Source organism: Nitrospirillum iridis, from assembly GCF_014205765.1.
Classification (GTDB): Bacteria; Pseudomonadota; Alphaproteobacteria; order Azospirillales; family Azospirillaceae; genus Nitrospirillum; species Nitrospirillum iridis.
Map to the genome: position 1 here is coordinate 26,235 of NZ_JACIIZ010000022.1, position 23,542 is coordinate 49,776.

Below are 23,542 nucleotides of genomic sequence, written 5' to 3' on the forward strand. Positions count from 1 at the left end.
ACTGGTAGGTGTGTACGGCCGCACCGCCACAGGCCGCTTTCATCCGACCTTCTGGCACGCCTGTGGGCGTTCTAAAACAACGCAACCAGGTATTGCATGATGACCCCCGCGCTCGAATTCTCCGCCGCCGTTTTCGGGGGGCCGTTGGCGCCCCTGGGATTCAGCAACCTGGGCCAAGTCCTGAGGCGGGCCGCGGACGGCGGCGGCGGACTGATCTTCCTCGACGACGACGGCACGGAACACCGGTCCGACTACGCGCGGGTGCTGGATGAGGCGCTGCATGTCCTGGGTGGCCTGAACGCGGCGGGCCTGGGGCCCGGTGACCGGGTCATCCTGCCGGTCAAGGGCGTGGGTAGGCTGGTACCGCTGCTGTGGGCCTGTTTCCTGGGCGGCATCGTGGCCGTGCCCATGGCGCCACCCACACTGATTGAGGAGGGCGCGCCGCCGGTGCGCAAGCTGCACGCCATCTGGGGGCTGCTGGACCGCCCCCTGGTGGTTGCCGACGGCGACATCCCGGCGGGACTGGCCGCCCATGCTGCGGCAAGCGGGTGGCAAGGCTTCCGGGCCCTGTCGGCGGAAGGGTTGTGGCAAGGGCCCATGCCGACGCGGCTGCCGGACGTGCGGCCGGACGACCTGGCGATGATGCCGCAGACCTCGGGCAGCACCGGCACCCCCAAGGCGGTCATGCTGACCCACGCCAACATTCTGGCCATGGTGGCCGGCACCATCCAGGCCAACGGCTTCGGCGGCACCGATACAACCTTGAACTGGATGCCCCTGGACCATCCCGGGGCCAACGTCTTCCTGGGTGTGATGCCAGCGGTGCTGGGCGCGTGGCAGGTGCATGTCCCCACCGCCCATATCCTGACCGATCCCCTGCGCTGGCTGTCGCTGCTGAGCCGCCACCGCGTCAGCATCTCCTGGGCGCCCAACTTCGCCTTTTCCATGATCGGCCGGAGCGCCGACCGGCTGGCGGCGCTGGACCTGGACCTTTCATCCGTCAGCTTCCTGGTCAGTGCGGGCGAACAGGTGGCCGCCGCCACCTCCGCCACCTTCCTGGAACTGCTGGAAGCGCACGGTTTGCGCGACGGTGCCCTGCGCCCGGCCTTCGGCATGGCGGAAAGCTGCTCCGGCATAACCTGGTCCAGGGGCCTGACGCGGGGCCAGCTGGCCGGCAACCCCACCACCCTGTCGCTGGGCCCACCCATCCCGGGGGCCGCCATCCGCATCACCGATGATGAGGGGCACGAGCTGCCCGCCGGCGAACTGGGCCTGCTTGAACTGTCCGGCCCGTCGGTGACGCAAGGTTATTACGACAACGCCGAGGCGAACGCGGAGGCGCTGAAGCCCGGCGGCTGGTTCGCCACCGGCGATCTGGCCTATATCGTGGATGGCGAGCTGTACATCACCGGCCGCAAGAAGCAGATCGTCATCATCAACGGCCTGAACATCCCGGTCCACGACATCGAAGCCGCGGCCGAGGAAGTGGCGGGCATCAATCCGTCCTTCACCGCCGCCTTTTCCGTCTTCAGCGCCGAGCGCGGGACGGAAGAACTGGTGCTGGTGTTCAACGCGGCGGGGGACACGGACGGCGGCGACCTGGGCCGCCGGCTGCGCGCCCACCTGACCCGCCGCACCGGCCTGGCCCCCACCCATCTGCTGGCCCTGCCGCCGGACCTGATCCCCAAGACCAATATCGGCAAAATCCAGCGCCTGGACCTGAAGCGCCGGTTCGAGAAGGGTGAGTTGCGCGGTTATCACCTGGTGGCCGAGACGCCCAGGCCGTCGGCACCCCGGCGGGACAGCCGGGGGCAGGAGGCGCTGATCACCACGGTCTGGGCCGAGGCCTTGGGCCTGGACGCCGTCGGCCCGGATGACAATTTTTTCGAGTTGGGTGGTCATTCCGTCCTGCTGATCCAGGTGGCCGGCCGCCTGAAGCAACATTTCCCGGTGCTGGAACCGGTGGACCTGTTCCGCTTCCCCACCGTCCGCACCCTTGCGGCCCACCTACGGGACGCGGCCGAGGGGCATGAGGCCGAGGCCGCCCGCACCCCGGTGGCCCCACGCCGCGCCCATGACGGGGAAACGGAGGTGGCGGTCATCGGCATCGCCTGCCGCTTCCCCGGCGCCGATAACCCCGCCGAGTTCTGGGCCAACCTGCGCGAGGGGCGCGAGTCCATCGCCCGCTTCACCGTCGATGAGCTGGTGGCCGCCGGCTTCGACCGTGCGGCGGTGTCGCATGCGGATTACGTACCCGCCAGCCCGGTGCTGAAGGACGCCGCCGGCTTCGACGCCGCCTTCTTCGGCTATGGCGCCCGCGAGGCGGAGCTGATGGATCCGCAGCAGCGTCTGTTCCTGCACTGCGCGTGGGAAGCGCTGGAGGACGCGGGCTACAACCCCTTCCAGTATGCCGGCCGCATCGGCGCTTTCGTCGGCGCCAGCATGAACACCTACTTCACCAACAACGTCCATCCCAACCGGCGCAAGCTGGACCCGCGCGATCGCATCGACGTCTTCACCCTGGATTCCATGGGCGGCTTCCAGGCCATGGTGGCGAACGACAAGGACTACATCGCCACCCGCACCAGCTATAAACTGGACCTGCGCGGCCCCAGCCTGAACGTGCAGACCGCGTGCTCCACCGGCCTGGTGGTCATTCACGCGGCGGTGCAGAGCCTGCTGGCCGGCGATTGCGCCATGGCGTTGGCGGGTGCCGCCGCGGTGCAGAGCCCGCAGGCCGCCGGCCATCTATGGCAGGAGGGCATGCTGGTCACGGCCGACGGCCATTGCCGCGCCTTCGACGCCGCCGCCACCGGCACCATCTTCGGCAGCGGCGTGGGTGCCGTGTTGCTGAAGCCGCTTAAGGCGGCCTTGGCCGACGGCGACCATGTCTACGCCGTCATCAAGGGCACGGCCGTCAACAACGACGGCGGTGTCAAGGTGGGCTTCATGGCCCCCAGCGGCACGGGCGAAACCGGCGTGGTACGCGATGCGCTGGCGGCATCCGGCGTGCCCGCCGACACCATCACCTTCATGGAAGCGCACGGCACCGGCACAGCGCTGGGCGACCCGATCGAGGTCGCCAGCCTGGCCGCCGGCCTGAGGTCGTCCAGCGCCCTTATCCCCACCGGGAATTGCGCCCTGGGATCGGTCAAGACCAACGTCGGCCATTTGCAAATCGCGTCAGGCATCGTCGGCTTCATCAAGACGGTGCTGGCCCTGCACCATCGCCAGATCCCACCCACCCTGCATTTCCAGACGCCCAATCCGGCCATCGACCTGGCGGCCAGTCCCTTCCACATCAACACCGCCCTGGTGCCCTGGCAGCCCCCGGCCGGGGTCCCCCGCCGGGCGGGCGTGAACTCCCTGGGTATCGGCGGCACCAACGCCCACGCCATCCTGGAAGAAGCCCCCGCCACGCCGCGCATCGCCGCCGCCAACGACCGGCCGTCGCACCTGCTGACCCTGTCGGCGCGCACGCCGACAGCGCTGGCCGCCTTGGCACGCTCATATGGCCGTTTCCTCGCCGATCATCCGGATACCGATGCGGCGGACCTGTGCTTCACCGCCAATACCGGCCGCAAGGCCTTCGAACACCGCCACGCCCTGGTGTTCGACACGGTGGCGGACCTGCGCGCCGCGCTGGCGCCGCTGGAGAGGGTGGCCCCGGTCGCCCTGGTGGCCGCCCCCCGCATCAAGATCGCCTTCCGTTTCGCCGATCGTGCCGAGCCTGGCCTGGGGCGTGAGCTTTACCGCACGGCGCCACCCTTCCGCGCCCAGCTGGACGAATGCGACCGGCTGCTGAGCCGCCGCTGGCCGGCGTTGTCCCTGATCCGTTGCCTGTATGGGGACGCGCCCTGGCCGGATGATGCCGCCTTCACCCGCGCGGCGACGGCCAGCCTGGGCATCGCCGTGGCGGCGTTGCTGCGCGGCTGGGGCCTGGAACCCGATGGCGTCCTGGGCACCGGCACGGGCGCCACGGCGGCGGCCGGCTGGGCGCTGGGCGGGTTGTCCCTGGAAGACGCGTTGGAACGCGCGGGCCAGGACATCGCCACCGAACTGCCGCCAGCCCCTGATGGTGCCGTGGTGGTGGAGGTGATGGCGGACGGCTGGGCCGGGCTGCTGCGCGACTTGGGCCATGTCCATGTCCGCGGCGGTGCCGTGGACTGGGCCGCCTTTGACCAGCCCTACCGCCGCCGGCGCCTGTCGCTGCCGACATACCCGTTCGAGAGCCGCCGGTATTGGCTGGAACCACCCAAGGCCGCCCCCACGCCTGTGCTGGAGGCCCGGCCGCATCCCCTGCTGGACCGGCGTTTCGGCAGCCCGCTGACGCGCGACACCTTCTATGAGGGCCGGCTGGACACCACGCGCCTGCCGCTGCTGGCCGACCACCTGGTCCACGGCCAGCCGGTGGTGTCCGGCGCCTGCTACATGTCCATGCTGACCGGCGTAGCGGCGGTGAACGGCCGGCTGGAGGTGCGCGATGTCGCCTTCCTGCAGGCCCTGCCCGTGCCGGAGGACGGCGTCACCGTGCAACTGGCGCTGCAACCCCAGGCGGACGGCAGCCACGCCGCCACCCTGATTTCCCTGGGCGACGGGGATGGCGCCTACCGCAGCCACGTCACCGCCACCCTGAATCCGCTGGAGGACTCCACCGCCTTGGCCACCCTCGCCACCCTGGACCTGTGCCAGGGGGGATGCCCACAGACGGTGGCGCTGGACGACCACTACGCACGTCTGGAACAGCGCCACATCGTGCTGGGTCCGCAATACCGGTGGATGACGGCCCTGTCGCGTGGCACGGACCAGGCCTTCTGCCGCCTGCGCCGCCCGGCGGAACTGGATGCCGCGACCGACGCGGCCTACGGTCTGCACCCGGGCCTGATCGACGCCTGCTTCGGCCTGATGATCGCCGCCGTGGACATGGACGTGGCCGACACCTTCATCCCATCCAGCATTGAGCGCTTGCGCCTGCATTCCCGCCCCCCGGGCCGACCGGCCGCGGAAACCCTGTGGGCCTGGGGCCGCTTCTCCCGCCAGGCCGACGGCGGCGGGGTTCGCGGCGACATCCAGCTATGCGGCGATGACGGCATGCCGGTGCTGACACTTGCGGGCTTCACCGGTCGTGTCGCCCGGCGCGAGCAGGTCCTGGGGGCCGCCCCGGCCCTGCCGCTGTATCGCCTGGACTGGCAAGCCGACGACCCGCCCCGGACCGAGGCTCCGGCACCCGGCGCCTGGCTGGTGCTGGCCGACAGCGCTGGCCTGGGCACAGCCGTGGCGTCGAGGCTGGCCGCCCGTGGCCTGCCCTGCCGCACCGTCCCGGCCGGCAGTGCCGATCTGACGACCGTGCTGGGTGAGGCGACCGCGTCCGCCCCCAGCGGCGGCCTGGGCATCCTGCACCTGGGCAATCTGGACATTGACGCCGGCACCGCGCCGGCCCGGGCCCGCGCCCTGGGCCTGACCCCGGCCTTGCTGGCCGCCCAGGCGCTGGCGGCCGCATCCGTGACGGGCGCCCTGTGGCTGGTGACCCGGGGGGCGCAGGCGGCAGGTGAGAACCAAACCGTGACGGCGGCCCAAGCCCCGGCCTGGGGGTTGGCCAAGGTGCTGCGGCTGGAACAGCCGTCCCTGCCCTGCCGCGCCATCGACCTGGATCCCTCGGCCGCCAGCCTGGGGGCGGAAGCCGACCGGCTGCTGGACGAACTGGCCATCGGCGGCCAGGCGGAGGTGGCATTGCGCGGCGGCCGGCGCCTGCACCCGGTTCTGCTTCCCCTGGCCGCCGTCGCGGTCCAGGCACCGGCCCTGTCCCCCGACGCCAGTTACCTGGTGGCGGGCGGATCCGGCGCCCTGGGGTCGGTGATGGTGGACTGGCTGGCCGATCGCGGCGCGCGGCACATCGTCGTCGCCAGCCGGCGTGAGGCGGTCGATGACAGGCAGGTCCAGCGGTTGGCGGAACGGGGCGTATCCCTCCACCCCCTGCGGGCCGATCTGGCCGACGGCACGGCACTGGCCCTGGCCTGGCGCCTGCTGGAACCGCGCTTGCCCCCCTTGCGCGGCCTGATCCATGCCGCCGGCATGCTGGACGACGGGGCCCTGTCCGCACAGACGCCGCAACGGCTGGACGCGGTGGCGGCGCCGAAGATGGAGGGCGCGCTGGCCCTCGCCCATCTGGCCGAGGGGCGAAATCTGGACTTCCTGGTGCTGTTCTCCTCCGCCGCGTCCATCCTGGGCCATCCCGGCCAGGCCAACTACGCCGCCGCCAACGCCTATATGGACGCGCTGGCCGCCGATTTGCGGGCGCGGGGGCATCGGGCGGTGGCGATCAGCTGGGGCCCGTGGGCGGAGGCTGGCATGGCCGCCAGCGACCGCGTCACCGCCGGCTTCAACCGCCTGGGAATCCATCCGCTGACACCCGACCAGGGGCGCCGCGCGCTGGAAACGGCGCTGGCCGCCAACGTGCCGCATGTTGGCGCGCTGAACTGCGATTGGGACCGGTATGTCGGCCAGAGCGTGGCGCAGTATGGTGACGGCACCAGTCGCACCGCCCTGTTTCGTCGCCTGGTGAAACCCGCCGCCCCGGTGGCGCCTACGGCGATAGCGGACGAGGCGGATCTGTCCTCGCGTCTGGCCGGCGCCGCCGGCGAGGCGCGGCGGCAGTTGCTGGCGGCACTGGTGCTGGACGTGGTGACGGAGGCCTTGAGCTTCACCGGCGCCGACGCGGTGGACCGCACCGTGGCCTTGATGGACCAGGGGCTGGATAGCCTGGCCGCCGTCAGCGTTCGCGCCAACCTGGCCCGGGCGCTAAACGGGGCCCTGCCGCGCGCGTTGCCCGTGGGCCTGGTGTTCGAATACCCCACGGTGGACGACCTGACCCGCTTCCTGGACCGGGAAACGGCCCCGCCCGCGCCACCGGAAAGCACCGCGCGCCTGGATGAGGACGACGACCTGGACGGTTTGAGCCTGGCCGAACTGGAGGCGCTGGTCAGCCGCGAATTGAACGGCGACATGCTGAAGGCCGGATCATGACGGACGGTCCGGGCACGGCGCCCGAACTGGCATCGGCGCAAGAGACCATCAAACGCCTGTACCGCGCGCTGAAGGCGGAGAAGCAGCAGCGCGAGGCCTTGGAAGCCAAGCAGGCGGGCGGCCAGCATGAGCCGGTGGCCATCATCGGCATGGCCTGCCGCTTCCCCGGTGGCGCCAACGACCCGGAGGCCTTCTGGCGCCTGCTGGATCGTGGGGGGGATGCGGTCGGCACCGTGCCGGCCGACCGCTGGGACGCGGCCGCCTATCTGGACCCGGATGGCAAGGTGCCCGGCACCATGCACACCGCCCAGGGTGGTTTCCTGGACGTGGCCCTGGACCGGTTCGACTATGGCTTCTTCCGCCTGTCGCCCAAGGAGGCGCGGGCATTGGACCCGCAGCAGCGCCTGCTGCTGGAAGTGTCGTGGGAGGCGCTGGAGTCCGCCGGCATCGTTCCCGCCACCCTGAAGCGCAGCCGCACGGGCGTGTTCATCGGCCTGTCGGGCGACGACTACACCCTGGCCCACCGCCATTCCGCCGACCTGTCGCGCATCGACGCCTATTCCATCACCGGCAGCACACCCAGCACGGCGGCCGGCCGCATCGCCTATTTCCTGGGGCTGGAGGGGCCGGCCATCCCGGTGGACACCGCCTGTTCCTCCTCCCTGGTCGCATTCCACCTGGCCTGCCAAAGCCTGCGGGAAGGGGAGACGGACCTGAGCCTCGTGGGCGGCGTCAACCTGATCCTGGCGCCGGCCACCCACGTCTGTTTCTCCCGTCTCCAGGCCATCTCCCCCGACGGGCGGTGCAAGAGTTTCGCGGCGTCGGCCGATGGCTATGGCCGGGGCGAAGGCTGCGGCATGGTGGTGCTGAAGCGCTTGGCGGACGCGCGTCGTGACGGCGACCCCATCCTGGCGGTGGTCAAGGCCACGGCGGTGAACCAGGACGGCGCCAGCAACGGGTTCACCGCCCCTAACGGCGCCGCGCAGAAGCGCCTGTTGCGCGAGGCCTTGGACAAGGCCGGCCTGTCCCCAACGGACATACAGTATGTGGAAACCCACGGCACGGGCACGCCGTTGGGCGATCCCATCGAGGCCGAGGCCCTGGCCGACACGCTGTGCCAAGGCCGGGACCCCGCCCGCCCCCTGGTCCTGGGAGCCGTGAAAAGCAACCTTGGCCACCTGGAGGCGGCGGCCGGCATGGCCGGCGTGCTGAAGGTGCTGCTGGCGCTGCGCCACGGACGCATCCCGCCCAACCTGCACTTCACCGCACCCAACCCCCTGATCCCCTGGAACGACGCGGCCCTGCGGGTGCCCACCGCGGCGGTGCCCTGGCCGGCGGGCGGTCCAGCCCGCCATGCCGGCATCAGCTCCTTCGGCTTCAGCGGCACCAACGCCCACGTCATCCTGGGCGAGGCGCCGGCGGATGGGGTCACCACCGCCTCCCCCGGCGGACCGGCCCTGCTGTGCCTGTCGGCGCGCACGCCGGCGGCGTTGGCGGAAACGGCGCGTCGGGTCCAGGCGTATCTCACCACCCTGCCGGCCCACGCGAACGTGCGCGACATCTGCGCCACCGCCCTGCACCACCGCAGCGCCTTCGCCCATCGCCTGGCCGTGGCGGGCAGCGACGCCGGCGACGTGGCCCGCGCGCTGGACGCCTGGCTGCGGGACGGCACCCTGGCCGGTCATGCGGCCGCCCGCGCCTATGTCGAGGGCGGCCCGCCGGACGCCGCCGCCCTGGGCCTGGACGGCCCCTATCGCCGGGTGGACCTGCCGGGCACCGCCTTCGATCCCCAGCCCTGCCACTTCGGCCAGCCCGGCGGACCGCTGGTGCCCTTGCCGGCCCCCACCGCCACGGGCCGCGCCAGCCGGGATGTCGCGCATCCCTTGCTGGGCCACCAGTGGCGCAGCCCGCTGCTGAACGACACCTTGTGGGAAGTCGAGATCGGCCTGGGTAGCCATCCGCTGTTCCGCGATCATCGTGTCTTCGGCCGGCCGGTGGTGCCCGCCGCCGCCTATCTGTCCATGATGCTGGCGGCGGCCGGCCGCCATCTGCCCGGCCGGCCCCTGACGCTGGAAGGCGTCGCCTTCCCCGCCGCCCTGGTCCTGCCCGAGGCCGGCGCCGTCACCCTGCATTTGCGCCTGCGCCCGCTGGATGAGGATCGGGCGGAACTGCGCCTGGTGCGCCTGACCGAGACCGGCGCCGTCACCCACGCCACCGCCACCCTGGTTCCCGCCGACGCCCGCGATCTGGCCGCCGACAGCCCCGCCGCCCGCTGGGATGGCTGGTCGGAAGCGCTGGACACCCTGTTCGACAGTCAAGGCGACCGGCTGACGCTGGGGCCGGCCTTCCGTCGCGCCGGCGCCGCCCGCCGGGCCGGCGACGACGCGCTGGCCCGGCTGGAAGCCGGCGCCGACGATGGCGCCTGGCAGCCCAGCTTCCACCCCGGCCTGATCGACGCCGGGCTGCAACTGCTGCCGGCCCTATGGCAAGGTGCCGGCGATGCCGCCCTGGTGCCGGTGGGCGTGGACCGCGTCACCTGGTCAGGCCAGGCCAGCGGCCCCCAATGGGTCGCCGCCACCCTGACGCGCGATCCCGGCGGCCTGCCCGGGGGCGACATCCTTCTGCTGAACGCGGATGGCCAGCCCCAACTGCATCTGCGCGGCGTGCGCGGCGAAACCCTGTCGGCGGACGCCTTGCGGCGTGCCGTCGGACTGGGTGAGGCGGGTGCGCCCCCCTGCTATCGCGTCACCTGGCATCCGTCGGCGGAACCTGCCGTGGCCACCCGCTGGATCATCCTGCCCCATGCCCGCCTGCCGGCGGACGCCTTCCCCGGCGCGTTGCGGGTGGCGGGCGAGAGCGCGCTGGCTGACGCCGACATGGACGGCGCCGCCATCCTGGATCTGCGGGCGCTGGACGGCGGCGGCGACCTGGCGCTGGCGGCACCGGCCCTGCGACTGGCGCAGACGCTGGCGCGCCTGCCCGCCCCGCCGCGCCTGTGGATCGCCACCCGCGCGGCTCAGCCCGCCGCGCCCGATGACACGCCGGACCCTTTCCAGGCGACCCTGTGGGGCCTGGGCCGGTCGCTGGCGGTGGAACAGCCCATGCTGTGGGGGGGGCTGGTCGATTTGCCGGCGGCGCTGGACACCGTGGCGTGGGACCGCCTGCCCGGCCTGCTGGTTCCAGGCGAGTGCGCCCTGCGCGACGGCGCCATCCTGGTTCCCCGGTTGGAGGCGGCGTCCCCGCCGGACCAGCCCTTCACGTTACGCGACGACGCGACCTACCTCATCACCGGTGGCCTGGGCGCCCTGGGCCTGGACCTGGCCGAGGGGCTGGCCCGGCGCGGTGCCCGTCACTTTGCCCTGTTGGGGCGCAATGGCCCCACCCCCACGGCGCAGGCGCGGTTGGACGCGCTGGCGGCATCCGGCACGCGCGTCCTGGTCCTGGCCGCCGACGTGGCGGATACCGCCAGCCTGGAAGCGGCCCTGGCCCGCGTCAAAGCGGCGATGCCGCCGTTGGCTGGCTTCTTCCACCTGGCCGGCCGCCTGGACGATGGCCTGCTGGCCGACCAGACACCGGAGCGTCTGGCCCACGCCATGGCCGGCAAGGCCGGCGGCGCCTGGGCGCTGCATGAATTGACCCGCGACCTGGCGCTGGATGTGGCGGTGTTCTTCGCGTCGGCCGCCGGTGTGCTGGGCGCCGCGGCCCAGGCCAACTACGCCGCCGCCAACGCCTTCCTGGACGCCCTGGCCACCCTGCGGCGGCGCACAGGCTTGGCGGGCACCAGCCTGGCCTGGGGGCCCTGGGCCGGCGCCGGCATGGCGGCCGACGGCAAGGCCGCTGCCAACCTGGCGGCCCTGGGGTTCACCCCGCTGGCGCCGGAACGGGCGCTGGCCGCCATGGACGGGGTGCTGGCCGCCGGCTGGGCCCAGGCCACCATCCTGGCCGCAGACTGGGCCCGCCATGGCCGCGGCCTGCCGGCGGGGGCATCGCCGACCCTGCTGCGCGGCCTGCTGCCCGCCGCCGGTCCAGCGACCGCGCCCGCCGACCTGGCCGACTTCCTGGCAGCCACCGCCGCCGAGGTCCTGGGCGCCACCCCCGGTGCGGCCATCGATCCGGCTCAGGACCTGTTCGAACTGGGCCTGGATTCCCTGATGGCGCTGCGCCTGCGCAACGCCATCGAAGCCCGATTGGGCGTCAGCCTGCCGACCACCATCCTGTTCGACCACCCCACGCTGGCGGGGCTGGCCCAAGCGCTGGACACGCCCGCAGCCCCCGCCGCCGCGCCCACCGCCATCCAGCGCGCCACCGACCCAACGGCCCTGAGCGTGGGGCAAAAGGGGCTGTGGTTCCTGCAGCAATTGGCGCCGGACAGCGCCGCCTTCCACACCTGTTTCACCGCCCGGGTCCGCAGCGCCCTGGACGTGGACGCGCTGGAGCGCGCCTTCCGCCGCGTGCTGGACCGCCACCCCGGTCTGCGCGCCCGCTTCAGCGCCCCCGACGGGCTGCCCCGGCAGGACGCGGTGTCGGCCGACGGCTTCACCATCGAACGCCACCGGGCGCCGGCCGATCCGGCGGCCTTGCGCGCCGCCGTGGAAGCGGCCTACCGCCGACCCTTTCGGCTGGATGTGGGGCCGCCCCTGCGCGTCGCCCTGTGGCGGGCCGCCGACACCGACCATGTGCTGCTGGTAGCCGTCCATCACATCGCCATCGACGTCTGGTCGTTCGAGCTGCTGCTGGATGAGGTGAAGGCCGCCTACGCCGTCGAACGCGACGGCGGCACCCTGCCCCCGCCAGCCGGCCGCCCCTACGCCGATTTCATCGCCTGGCAGGGGGACCTGCTGGCCGGCACCCGGGGCACGGCGCTGCGCGACTATTGGCGCGGGCAACTCGCCGGCGCGCCGCCGCCAGCGGAGCCGCCCCTGGCCACCCGGCCGCAGGGTGCCACGGCCCTGGCCGGCCGGTCGCTGCACTTCACCCTGGGGCCCGACGCCACGGCGGCGCTGGAACGGATGGGGCAGGAACAGGGCGTCACCTTGAACATGACCCTGCTGGCCGCCTGGCTGCTGCTGGTCGGTCGCCTGAGCGGGCAACAGGACGTGGTCGCCGGCACCCCGGCCCTGGGCCGCAGTGAGCGCGCCTGGGCCCAATCCCTGGGCTTTTTCGTCAACGTCCTGCCCATCCGCGCCAGCCTGGCCGGCACCTGGCCCGACTTCCTGCGCCAGGTGCGGCGTACGGTGCTGGACGCCATCGCCCACCAGGATCTGCCCTTCGCCGAGATCGCCGCCCTGGCGCCGCAGGCCGACCATGCCGGCCCGCACCCCCTGTTCACCACCCTGTTCCACCTGCGCAATCTTGAGGAAATGGGCCCGCTGGGGAACGCCTTCCTCCCCGGCCGCACGGAGGCCATCCCCTTCGGCCCGCTGGAGATCGAGCCCTATTTCCTGGACCAGCAGGAAGGGCAGTACCCCCTGACCATGGAATGGTTCAAGGCGGGCGGGGATCTGTACGGCGTCCTCAAGTTCGACACCGCCCATTATGATGCGGCGGGTGCGGCACGGATCGTGGAGCATTACCGGGTGGCCCTGGCCGGCCTGGTCAGCCAGCCCGATGCCCCGGTCACCGCCATCGACCTGCTGACCGATGATGACCGCGCGGTGTTGGCGGCCTGGAACGATACCGCCCGCGACACACCCGCCGCCTGCATCCATGACCTGCTCGCCCGCCAAGCGGCCCGCACGCCCGACGCCCCGGCCCTGCTGTCGGGAGAGGAGGTGTTGAGCTACGCGGCCCTGGACCGCCGCGCCAACGCGCTGGCCCATACGCTGGCCGCCCGAGGGGTAGGCCCCGGCGCCCTGGTCGGCCTGTGCCTGGAGCGGTCCACCGCCCTGGTGCTGGGTGTGCTAGCGGTGCTGAAGGCCGGCGGCGCCTATGTGCCGCTGTCGCCCGACGACCCGGCGGACCGGCTGGCGGCCCTGGCGCGGGATGCAGGCCTGGCGCAGATCCTGGTGCGGCCGGACCGGCGCGATCGCTTCGCCAACCTGAGCGACGACGATGTGCTGGTCCTGGCCGACACGGATGCGGAGCGGGCGGACGCGCCGATGGCGGCGGTGACCCCGGACGATCTGGCCTATGTGCTGTTCACCTCCGGCACCACGGGCGCGCCCAAGGGCGTGATGGTGCCGCACGGTGCCGTGGCCAACCTGCTGGCCTGGTGCCAGGACGGTTGGCCTCTGACGGCGGAGGACGCGCTGCTGCAACGCACGCCGCTGACCTTCGACCCGTCGGTTGCGGAGCTGTTCTGGCCACTGGCCACCGGCGCCCGGCTGGTGCTGGCCGGGCCGGATGGTCATCGCGATCCGGGGACCCAAGTCGACCTGATCCGCCGCCACCGGGTGACGGCGCTCTTCAGCGTACCCTCGCAATGGCACACCCTGTTGGAAGAGCCGGGGATCGCCGCGTGCGACACCCTGCGCCTGGTCATCTGCGGCGGCGAGGCCCTGCCGGCCGCCTTGATCGGCCGCTTCCAGGCCGCCCTGCCCCGGGCGGCGCTGGTCAATGTCTATGGCCCGACGGAGGCCACGGTGCTGGCCAGCGCCTGGCCCTGCCCGCCCCGGCCGGATGAGGGGGCGGTGCGCATCGGCGCGCCCATCGCCAACACGCACCTCCACGTGCTGGACGAGGCCCTGAGGCCCGTGCCGCCGGGTGTGGCCGGCGACCTATACATCGCCGGGCGCGGCCTGGCGCGGGGATACCTGAACCGGCCGGATCTGACGGATGCCGCCTTCATCCGGGCCCCCGCCGTGCCAGGCGGGCGTCTGTATCGCACCGGCGATCGAGCCAGCCTTACGCGGGATGCCGATGGCCGCTTGAGCCTGCGTTTCCTGGGCCGGGTCGACCATCAGGTGAAGCTGCGCGGCATGCGGCTGGAGATCGGGGAGGTGGAGACCGCCCTGCGCCTGCACCCGGATATCGCCGCCGCCGCCGTGCGCCTGGTCACCCCGCCCTCGGGCGAAGCCATGCTGGGCGGCTGCCTGGTGCCCGCCGTCGGTGCCGCCATCACCGGCGACGATGCCGCCGCCTTCCTGGCCGATCGGCTGCCGGGTTGGATGGTGCCGCGCGTGTGGGCCACGATGCCCACCCTGCCCCTGACCGCGCATGACAAGGTCGATGGCGCCGCCCTCGACCAGCATCTGCGGCTGGCGCTCAGCCAACGGACGGGGGATCGGTCGCCCACGGCACCCGCGACGATGGGGGCGATGGAGCGCACGGTCGCCCGCATCTGGTGCGACCTGCTGAACCTGCCCGCCGTGGGCCGGGACGATCATTTCTTCGACCTGGGCGGCACCTCCCTGATGCTGGCGCGCGTCCGCCGGCGACTGGAGGATGCGGGCCTGGGCGACGTGCCCATCGCAGACTTGTTCCGCTATCCCACCGTCGCGGGATTGGCCGCTCATTTGAGGGCCGAGGGCGCGGTCGACGCCCCCGTGGCGGTGCCGGCACGCGCCGAGGCCGGCGATCACGCCGTCGCCGTCATCGGTTTCGCCGCCCGCTTCCCCGGCGCCCCGGACGTGGACGCCTTCTGGGACAACCTGTTGCGCGGCGTGGAGAGCATCCGCCGCTTCACCCGGGCGGAGTTGGTGGCCGCCGGCGCCCCGGCCGCCCTGGTGGACGACCCGGCCTATGTCCCCGCCAACGGCGTGCTGGACGGGGTGGAGGATTTCGACGCCGGCTTCTTCGGGTATTCCCCGCGTGAAGCGGAAACACTGGACCCACAGCAGCGGTTGTTCCTGGAAACGGTGTGGCACGCGCTGGAACACGGCGGCTATGGCCGTCGCGGCCTGGCCGAACGGGTCGGCATCTACGCGGGGTCGGAGATCAGCAATTACCTGCTGTTCAACCTGGCCGACCGGCTGGACCCCACCGACATGAACGGCGGCTATGCCCTGAGTCTGGCCAACGACAAGGATTTCCTGGCCACGCGCGCCGCCTACGCCCTGGACCTGCGCGGGCCGGCGATGACGGTGCAGACCGCCTGCTCCACGTCCCTCACCGCCGTGGCCATGGCCTGCGACGCGTTGGTCTCCGGCCAGTGCGAGATGGCGTTGGCCGGCGGCGTTTCCATCCAATTGCCCCAGATCCAGGGCTATCGCCATCGCGAGGGGTTGGTGGCGTCGGCCGACGGCCATTGCCGGCCGTTCGACGCCGCCGCCAGCGGCACGGTCAACGGCAACGGTGTCGGCGTGGTGCTGCTGAAACCCCTGGCGCGGGCGCTGGCCGACGGCGACACGGTGCACGCCGTGCTGAAGGGCTGGGCGGTCAACAACGACGGGTCGCACAAGCTAGGCTACACCGCCCCCAACGCCGACGCCCAGGCCCGCGCGCTGACGGCGGCCTGGGATCATGCCGGCGTCCGGCCGGATCAACTGGGATATGTCGAGGCCCACGGCACCGGCACGCCGCTGGGCGACCCCATCGAGGTGACGGGCCTGGTCCAGGCCTGGGGCGACCGGCCGCGTTCCAGAACGCCCTGCCTGCTGGGCTCGGTCAAGGGCAACATCGGCCATCTGGGCGCCGCGTCCGGCGTCGCCGGCCTGATCAAGGCCGTGCTGACGGTGCGGGAGGGGCAAATCCCGCCCAGCCTGCACCTCGACACCCCCAACCCGAAGATCCCCTTCGCCGGATCACCCTTCGCCGTGAACGGCGGCCTGCGCCCCTGGCCCGGGCCGGGCGTGCGCCGGGCGGGCGTCAGTTCCTTCGGCATTGGCGGCACCAACGTGCATGTCGTGGTGGAACAGGCGCCGGCGCCGGTGGGCGGCGGGGCCGACGATGGCTGGCACCTGCTGCCCGTTTCCGCCGGCAGCGCCGCCGGGCTGGACGCCGCCCTGGGCGCGCTGGCCGCGACCAGTGCGCCGGCGCTGGCCGCGACCAGTGCGCCGGCGCTGGCCGATATCGCCCATACCCTGCAACGGGGCCGCGACACCTTCGCCCACCGCGCCGCGGTGGTGGTGCGCACCGGCGCCGACGTGGCCGAGGCCCTGGCGCGGGCACCCCGCGCCCATGTCCGCCCCGTGGCGGGCGAGGCGCCGGACGTGGCCTTCCTGTTCCCCGGCCAGGGGGCGCAGCATCCCGACATGCTGCTGGACCTCTATCGCGCCTGGCCCGACTTCCGGCGCGACATCGACCAGGGCCTGGATCTGCTGGCGCCGGTGGAGGGCACACCGGCCGCCAGCCTGCACGCCATGCTGTACCCCACGGCGGAGCGGCGGGAGGAGGCGCGCGCCTTCCTGGGCCAAACCCGCCATACCCAACCTTTCCTGTTCATCACGGAGCACGCGCTGGCCCGGCAGTGGCAGCGTCTGGGCGTGGAACCGGGTGCCCTGATGGGGCACAGCGTCGGCGAATACGTGGCCGCCTGCCTGGCCGGCGTGTTCACCTACCAGGACGCCTTGCGCCTGGTGGCGGCGCGGGGCCGCCTGATGCAGGAATTGCCGGCCGGCGCCATGCTGGCGGTGAATCTGCCCGTCGGGGACATCCAGCCCCATCTGTCCGACACCGTCTGCCTGGCGGGCGACAACGGCCCGACCCAGTGCGTGTTGTCCGGCCCGTTGGCCGCCATCACCGCCGTGGCGGCGGCGCTGGCGGAACGCGGCGTGACCACACACGCGCTGGCGACCTCGCACGCCTTCCACTCCGCCATGATGGACCCCATCCTGGACACCTTCCGCCAGGTGGTGGCGGGCGTGGCACGACAGGCGCCACGCATTCCGGTCATTTCCTGCCTGACAGGCGATTGGCTGACGGCGGAACAAGCGACCGATCCGGATTACTGGGTACGGCAGCTGCGGGGCGCGGTGCAGTTCCGTCGCGGGGTGGAGACGCTGCGGGCCACCCCCGGCCGGTTGATGCTGGAGGTGGGGCCGGGCCGGGCGCTGAGCGCCCAGGCGCAGCGGGTCGTCGGGCGCGATGGCCCCGCCATCCTGACCACCGCCCGGCGCGAAACGGAAAAACGCGATGATCGCGAGGCCTGGCTGTCCGCCCTGGCCGGCCTGTGGCTGGCGGGCGTGGACGTCCGTTGGCCGGTGATCGTCGGTGCGCGGCGCGTGCCCCTGCCGCTTTATCCCTTCGACCGGCAGCGCTACTGGGTGGAGCCGGGCGCGGCCCGGCCGGCGGCGGGCCCCGTGCGGGCGGACGCCGCCAACCGCTTCTACACCCCACGCTGGACGCCCACGGCTCTGCCGCCAACCGCGACGGTGAACGACGAGCTGACCCTGGTCTTCGCCGACGGTGCCGGCGTGGCCGAACGGCTGGCGGCCCGTCTGGGTGCTGAAACGGTGGTGGTCAACATCGCCGGCCCGTCCGGCCTGGCCCACACCCCGGCGGCCTACGCCGCCCTGCTGGCCCGGGTGCGATCGCAGGGGCCCCTGCGCCGAATCATCCATGCCGCCTGCCTGGGCGCCCCATCCGACCGCGTGCGCACCTTGGGTCTGGAAAGCCTGCTGTTCCTGGGCCAGGCCCTGGCCGAGGCGCCGGATCCGGTGCGACTGGCCATCGTCGCGGGCGGCGTGCAGGACGTGGCGGGCGACCCGCCGGGGCCGTCGGAGGCGGCGCTGCTGATGGGGCCGGCCCTGGTCCTGCCGCGCGAGTGCCCCTGGGTGGACTGCCGCCTGATCGACATCGTGGCGGCCGGCGTCACGGCCGACCTAACCGCCGGCCGCATCGTGGATGAGATGGCCGACCCGCGCGGTGACCGGCTGGTGGCCTATCGCCACAACCGCCGCTGGGTGCGCGATTTCCAGCCCCTGGCGATCCCGCATACCGAACCCGGCCCCTTGCGCCAGCACGGCGTCTATCTTGTCACCGGCGGCCTGGGCGGCATCGGCCTGGCCATCGCCGAGGCGCTGGCCCAGCGCTGCCAAGCGCGGCTGGTGCTATGCGGCCGCACCGTGCCGGGGCCGGATGACTCGCGCCAGGACATCCTACGCCGGATCCGCGAGGCTGGGGCGGAGGTCACGGTGGCGGCAGCCGACGTGACCAGCGCGGAAGACATGGAGCGTCTGGTCGCCGACACCCTGGCCCGGCACGGCGCCCTGCACGGCGTCATCCATGCCGCCGGTTTGGCCTCTCACGGCGCCTTGACCGCCAAGACGGCAGCCGGCATGGCGGCGGTGCTGGCGCCCAAGGTGGACGGCACGTTGGTCCTGGCCGACGCCGTGGCCCAGGTGCCGTTGGACTTCCTGGCCCTGTTCTCCTCCAGCAGCGCCGTCTTGGGTGCCACGGGCCTGATGGATTACGCCGCCGCCAACGCCTTCCTGGACACCTTCGCCCACCGCCGCAGCGCCGCCGGCCTGCCCACGGTGGCCATCGGCTGGGACGCCTGGGCGGATGTCGGCATGGCGCAAGGCGCCTTCACCGGCACGGTCAGCGCCCGCCAGGCGGCGCAGGCCCTGACGGCGGAAGAAGGGGTGGACGCCTTCCTACGCATCCTAGGCCAGGGCGGCCTGCCGCATATCGTGGTGTCGCCCACCGACCTGAACGCCATGCTGGCCGACATCGCCGCCGCGCACCGCGATGACGACACGCCAACGACGACGGCATGCTATGACCGGCCGGAACTCGCCACCTCCTTCATCATGCCGTCCACACCGACCCAGCGGCAGGTGGCGGCGCTGTGGCAGGAAATCCTGGGCATCCGCGGCGTGGGCATCCACGACAACTTCTTTGATTTGGGCGGCGACAGCCTGGTTGGGGCGAAGCTGGTGGCGCGGCTGAACCGCGCCTTCGCCGCAAGCCTGCCAGCGGTGGTGCTGTATGAAGCGCCGACGGTGGCGGCGCTGGCCGACCGGCTGACGGCGGCCAAGGCGCCGCCGCGACCGCCGGCGATGGCCGAAACAGTGATGCCTGAAGCCGATGGGCGGGACAGCCGCCGGGCGCGGCGTGACAGGAAACGGGACGACTTCTTCTGATGAACATGACGAGCAACCGCAACGATCTGGACGGCGCCATCGCCATCATCGGCATGGGCCTGCGCGTGCCCGGCGCCGACACGGCCGATGGGTTCTGGCGCAACCTGTCCCAGGACGTCTGTTCCATCACCCGCTTCACGCCCGACCAATTGCGCGCCGCCGGCGTGCCGGAAGCGGAGTACGCCCGGCCCGACTATGTGCCGGTGGGTGGCATCCTGCCCGACGTCGATCGTTTCGATGCCGGCTTCTTCGGCTTCACGGCGCGTGAGGCGGAATGCCTGGCGCCGCAGAACCGCCTGCTGTTCGAATGCTGCTGGGAGGCGCTGGAAAACGCCGGTTACGATCCCAAGGGCACACCCGGCCGCACCGGCCTGTTCTTCGGGCAGAGCCTGAACAGCTATTGGCAGAACAATGTGGAGCCCAACCTGACGGCCCTGGACGTCGGGCTGGATTTTTTCGCCAACCCGGATTTCCTCAGCACCGGCATCGCTTACAAGCTGGACCTGCGCGGGCCGGCCCTGACGGTGCAGTCCTTCTGCTCCACCTCGCTGTTGGCGGTGCACCTGGCCCGCCAGAGCCTGCTGGAGGGGGAGTGCGACATGGCGCTGGCCGGGGGCGCATCGGTGCGCATCCCGCAGGCCCAGGGCTACATCCACATGCCCGACAGCCTGTATTCCCCCGACGGCGTCGTCCGCGCCTTTGACGCCGGCGCCAACGGCACCCTGTTCAGCAACGGCGTGGGCACCGTGCTGCTGAAGCGGCTGGAGGACGCGCTGGATGACGGCGACCGCGTCGTCGCCGTCATCCGGGGGTCGGCCGCCAACAACGACGGCGGCCGCAAGGCGGGCTACAACGCCCCCAGCGTGGACGGCCAAGCCCGCGCCGTTGCCCAGGCCCTGCGCGACGCCGGTGTCGCCGCCGACAGCATCGGCTATGTCGAATGCCACGGTACCGGCACCTTGCTGGGCGACCCGGTGGAGGTGGCGGCGTTGGCCAAGGCCCATCGCGTCTTCACCGACCGGCGGGGCTATTGCGCCATCGGGTCGGTCAAGCCCAACATCGGCCACGCTGACCGCGCTTCTGGTGTCCTCGGCCTGATCAAGGCGGCGCTGTGCCTGCGCCACCGCACGCTGCCCGGCCTGCTGAACTACCGCAGCCCCAACCCGCGCCTTGAACTGGCGGACAGCCCCTTTTTCATCAACGCGGAGACGCGCCCCTGGGAGGCGGCGGACGGCCCCCGCCGCGCCGGTGTGACCTCGCTGGGCTATGGTGGCACCAATGTCCACCTGGTGCTGGAAGAGGCGCCACAGCGGCCCACGCCAAGCGGGACCACGGCACCGCAAGTCATCGTCCTGTCGGCCCGCAGCGCCGCCGCCCTGACCGCCGCCGGCCGCCGGCTGGCCGATCATCTGGAGGCCAATCCCAACCTGCCCCTGGACGCCATCGCCCATACGCTGCAGGCCGGCCGCCACGGCTTCAACCACCGGCGCGCCGTGGTGGGCGCCAGCGTCGCCGAGATCATCGGGAGGCTGCGCCAGGCGGATGGGGCCCGCGAGGTCGCGGTCCGCAACCCGCCCGTCCATCTGGTCCTCACCCCCGGTCCCCTGGACCGCGCGGCGGCCTTGGTCCGCGCGATCCTGGCTTGGGGCGTCGTCCCCGCCAGCCTGGCGGGCGAGGGCGCCGACCACCTGGCCGCGACCCTGGCCCCCACCGCCGCCATCCCCGTCCGGCCGGTGGACGCGCCGGTTGAGGCGGGCGACATCCGCCTGCCCCTTGGGGACGGGGACCTGACCCAACTGCTGGCCGATTTGTGGCTGGCCGGCGTGACGCCGGACTGGCAGGCCGTATGGGACGGCGCGCCGCCGCCGCGCCTGGCCCTGCCCACCTACCCCTTCGAACGGCAACGGTATTGGCTGGACGGTCGGCAGGAACGTGCCGTGGAGCCGCCCGCCCCCGGGACCCTCGCCGTGCCGGACGGGGAGGCGCCACCCGCCTTCCAGGTGCCGTCCTGGCGCCGCCTGCCGCCGCTGACAGGAAATGCAGCGCCGGCGCGCTGCCGCATCGTCGTGCTGGACGGGGCGGGCCTGGGTGATGGCGTGGCCGATGCCTTGGAAGCGCTGGGCGATACCATCATCCGCATCGCGCCCGGCGCCACCACCACCAACCCAGCGGAACGGCGCTACACCGTGGACACCACCCGGGCGGACCAGTTGGACGCCCTGCTGAACCGCCTGAAGATCTGGGGGCCAACCGACCTGGTGCTGTGCACACCCGCACCGGCGGTCTGCTCCGCCGAGGCGGCGCTGGCGGCCTTCAGCGATCTGCACCGCTGGATCCGGGCGGTGGACGCCGTCTGGCCGGGCAAGCCCTGGGGTCTGACGGTCGTGGCCGCCGGCCTGTTCCAGGTCACCGGGACCGACACGACAGCGCCTGCTTTGGCCGTGCTGCCGGCGCTGGCCGCCGTGGCGGCGCAGGAATATCCCCATCTTTCCTGCCGTGTTGTCGATGCGGGGAGCCCAGCCGCGACGCTGGCGGCCGAGATCCGTCAAGGCGACAGCGCCACCGTGGCGTTGCGCGGCCGGCATCGCTGGGCCCCCGCCCAGGAGGCGGTGGAAATCACGGCGGAGGGCCCGGCCGCCCTGGCGCACCGGCTGCGTCCCGGTGGCGCCTATCTGATCACCGGTGGGCTGGGCGGCATCGGCTATACCTTGGCCAGCCACCTGGCCGGTACCTTGGGCGCCCGCCTGGCCCTGGTGTCGCGCGCCGTTCCGGCGGGGGGCGATACGGACGCCAAGGCCCGCCGCCTGGCGGCATTGACCGCCCAGGGCGGGCAGGTCCTGGCGCTGGCCGCCGACACCGGCGACGCCGCGCAATTGGCCCGCGCAGTGGCGGAGGCCCGCGCCCGCTTCGGCCACATCGACGGCGTCATCCACGCCGCCGGCCTGCCCGGCGCCACCACGTTGGACAAGTTGACGTTGAATGAGGCCCGCGCCGTCATCGCGACCAAGGTGGCGGGCGCGGCCGCCCTGATCGACCTGCTGCGGGATGACCCGCCCGACTTCCTGGTCTTCTGCTCGTCACTAGCCGCCGTGCGGCCCACGGAGGGCCAAGGCCATTACGCCGCCGCCAACGCCGTGCTGGACGCGCTGGCCCAAACGGCCGACGCGCCCATGCCCGTCCTGTCGGTGAACTGGAATTCCTGGCGCACGGTGGGCATGGCGCAGGACATCTGGAACCGCCAGGCCACCATCACGCCGCTGGACCACCCGCGCTTCCGGGAATGGGTGCGCATGCCGGATGGCGAAGCGCGCTTCCACGCCCGCCTGGACGGGCGCAGCGACTGGCTGCTGGCCGACCACCGCCTCGCCGGCCGCCCCACCGTGCCCGGCACCGGCATCCTGGACCTGATCCTGCAAGCCCACGCGCTGCACCAGGGTGGCGGTTTTCAGCCGGTGGAGGTGCGCGACCTGGCCTTCCAGCGACCGTTGGCCACCGATACCACCGTCGAGGTGCGCATCGGCTTCGTGCCGCTGGCCGATGGCCTGGCCGTGCGGGTGGAAAGCGTGGCGCCGGACGCGGAACCGGTGCTGCATGCCCACGCCACCCTGCATCCCTTGGCCGACGTCGCGGGAACAGTGGCGGTGATGCCCGGAACACAGGCGCACCCCCTGCCCGACCGCGCGCCGGACGGCCTGCAGCTGGGCGACCGCTGGCGCTGCCTGACCCGCCTGACCAGCGACGACGGGCGTAGCGTCGCGAACCTGTCGCTGCCCACCGCCTTCCAGGCCGATCTGGCCGCGACCGTGCTGCACCCCGCCCTGACCGACATCGCCCTCAGCATCCATCATCACCTGCACAGTGATGGTGAACCGGCGCTGCCGGTGGGCTATCGCCGTGTGCGGGTCCATGCGCCGCTGGGTGGCGACATCGTCAGCGTCGCCGGCGAGGCGCCTCGCCGGACGGACACAAGCATGGAATGGACGGTGGCGCTGGCCGACCGGACGGGCCGCGTGCGGGTGGCGGTCGAGGGCTTCGCCCTGGCGGCACCCGACAGCATCCAGCCCGCCCCCCCGCCCCGCGCGCAAGCCGATGGTTTGCACGGCAACCCATTCGAGGCCGACAGCATCACGCCGGCCGAAGGCATCGCCATCTTCCGCGCCCTGCCTTTGGGCCTGACGTCCCAGTTGATGGTGTCACGCGGCCGGCCCACCCCTGTGCTCCAGGCCGCAGCAACCGAACCGACCTTGGCCCAACCGGTGGCGACGCAACCACGGGATGAGGCGGCGGTGCGCGCGGCGCTGGCGACGCTGTGGCAGCGCATCCTGGGCGGCGGGGTGCCGTCGGCGGACGCGCATTTCTTCGAGCTGGGCGGCAACTCGCTGGGCGCCACCCGCGTGCTGTCACACCTCCGCGAGGTCTACGGTGTCACCCTGGGCATCAAGGATTTCTTCGCCGAACCCACCCTGACCGCCCTGGCACGCCGCGTCGTTGCCGGCGCCGCCCCGGCCGATGTCCCCGCCGCCCTCGACGATGACCGGGACGAGGGGGTGCTGTGA

Annotated in this window: 3 protein-coding genes; all 3 read left to right on the plus strand. The window is 72.5% G+C overall.

Going from position 1 to position 23,542, the window contains the following annotated elements; genetic code table 11:
- Positions 1-99: 99 nt before the first annotated feature.
- Genes FHS74_RS27615 through FHS74_RS27625 form a run of 3 tightly spaced genes read left to right on the plus strand, consistent with a single transcriptional unit; the run spans position 100 to position 23,542 of the window.
- On the plus strand, positions 100-7,023 hold the full coding sequence (locus tag FHS74_RS27615; RefSeq protein ID WP_184807491.1) for a type I polyketide synthase: 6,924 nt from the start codon (positions 100-102) through the stop codon (positions 7,021-7,023).
- The gene (locus tag FHS74_RS27620) at positions 7,020-18,986 is read left to right on the plus strand and encodes a non-ribosomal peptide synthetase/type I polyketide synthase (protein ID WP_184807492.1); all 11,967 of its coding nucleotides are present in this window, start codon (positions 7,020-7,022) and stop codon (positions 18,984-18,986) included. Before FHS74_RS27615 ends, FHS74_RS27620 begins: the two co-directional genes overlap by 4 nt.
- Positions 18,986-23,542, plus strand: a complete 4,557-nt coding sequence (locus FHS74_RS27625; RefSeq protein ID WP_184807493.1) for an SDR family NAD(P)-dependent oxidoreductase — start codon at positions 18,986-18,988, stop codon at positions 23,540-23,542. The genes FHS74_RS27620 and FHS74_RS27625 overlap by 1 nt, the downstream gene beginning before the upstream one ends.

What these genes read in the sequence shown, in the direction of transcription:
- FHS74_RS27625 (WP_184807493.1), top strand. Translation starts at nt 18,986, where the DNA reads ATGAACATGACGAGCAACCGCAACGATCTGGACGGCGCCATCGCCATC.
- FHS74_RS27615 (WP_184807491.1), top strand. Translation starts at nt 100, where the DNA reads ATGACCCCCGCGCTCGAATTCTCCGCCGCCGTTTTCGGGGGGCCGTTG.
- FHS74_RS27620 (WP_184807492.1), top strand. Translation starts at nt 7,020, where the DNA reads ATGACGGACGGTCCGGGCACGGCGCCCGAACTGGCATCGGCGCAAGAG.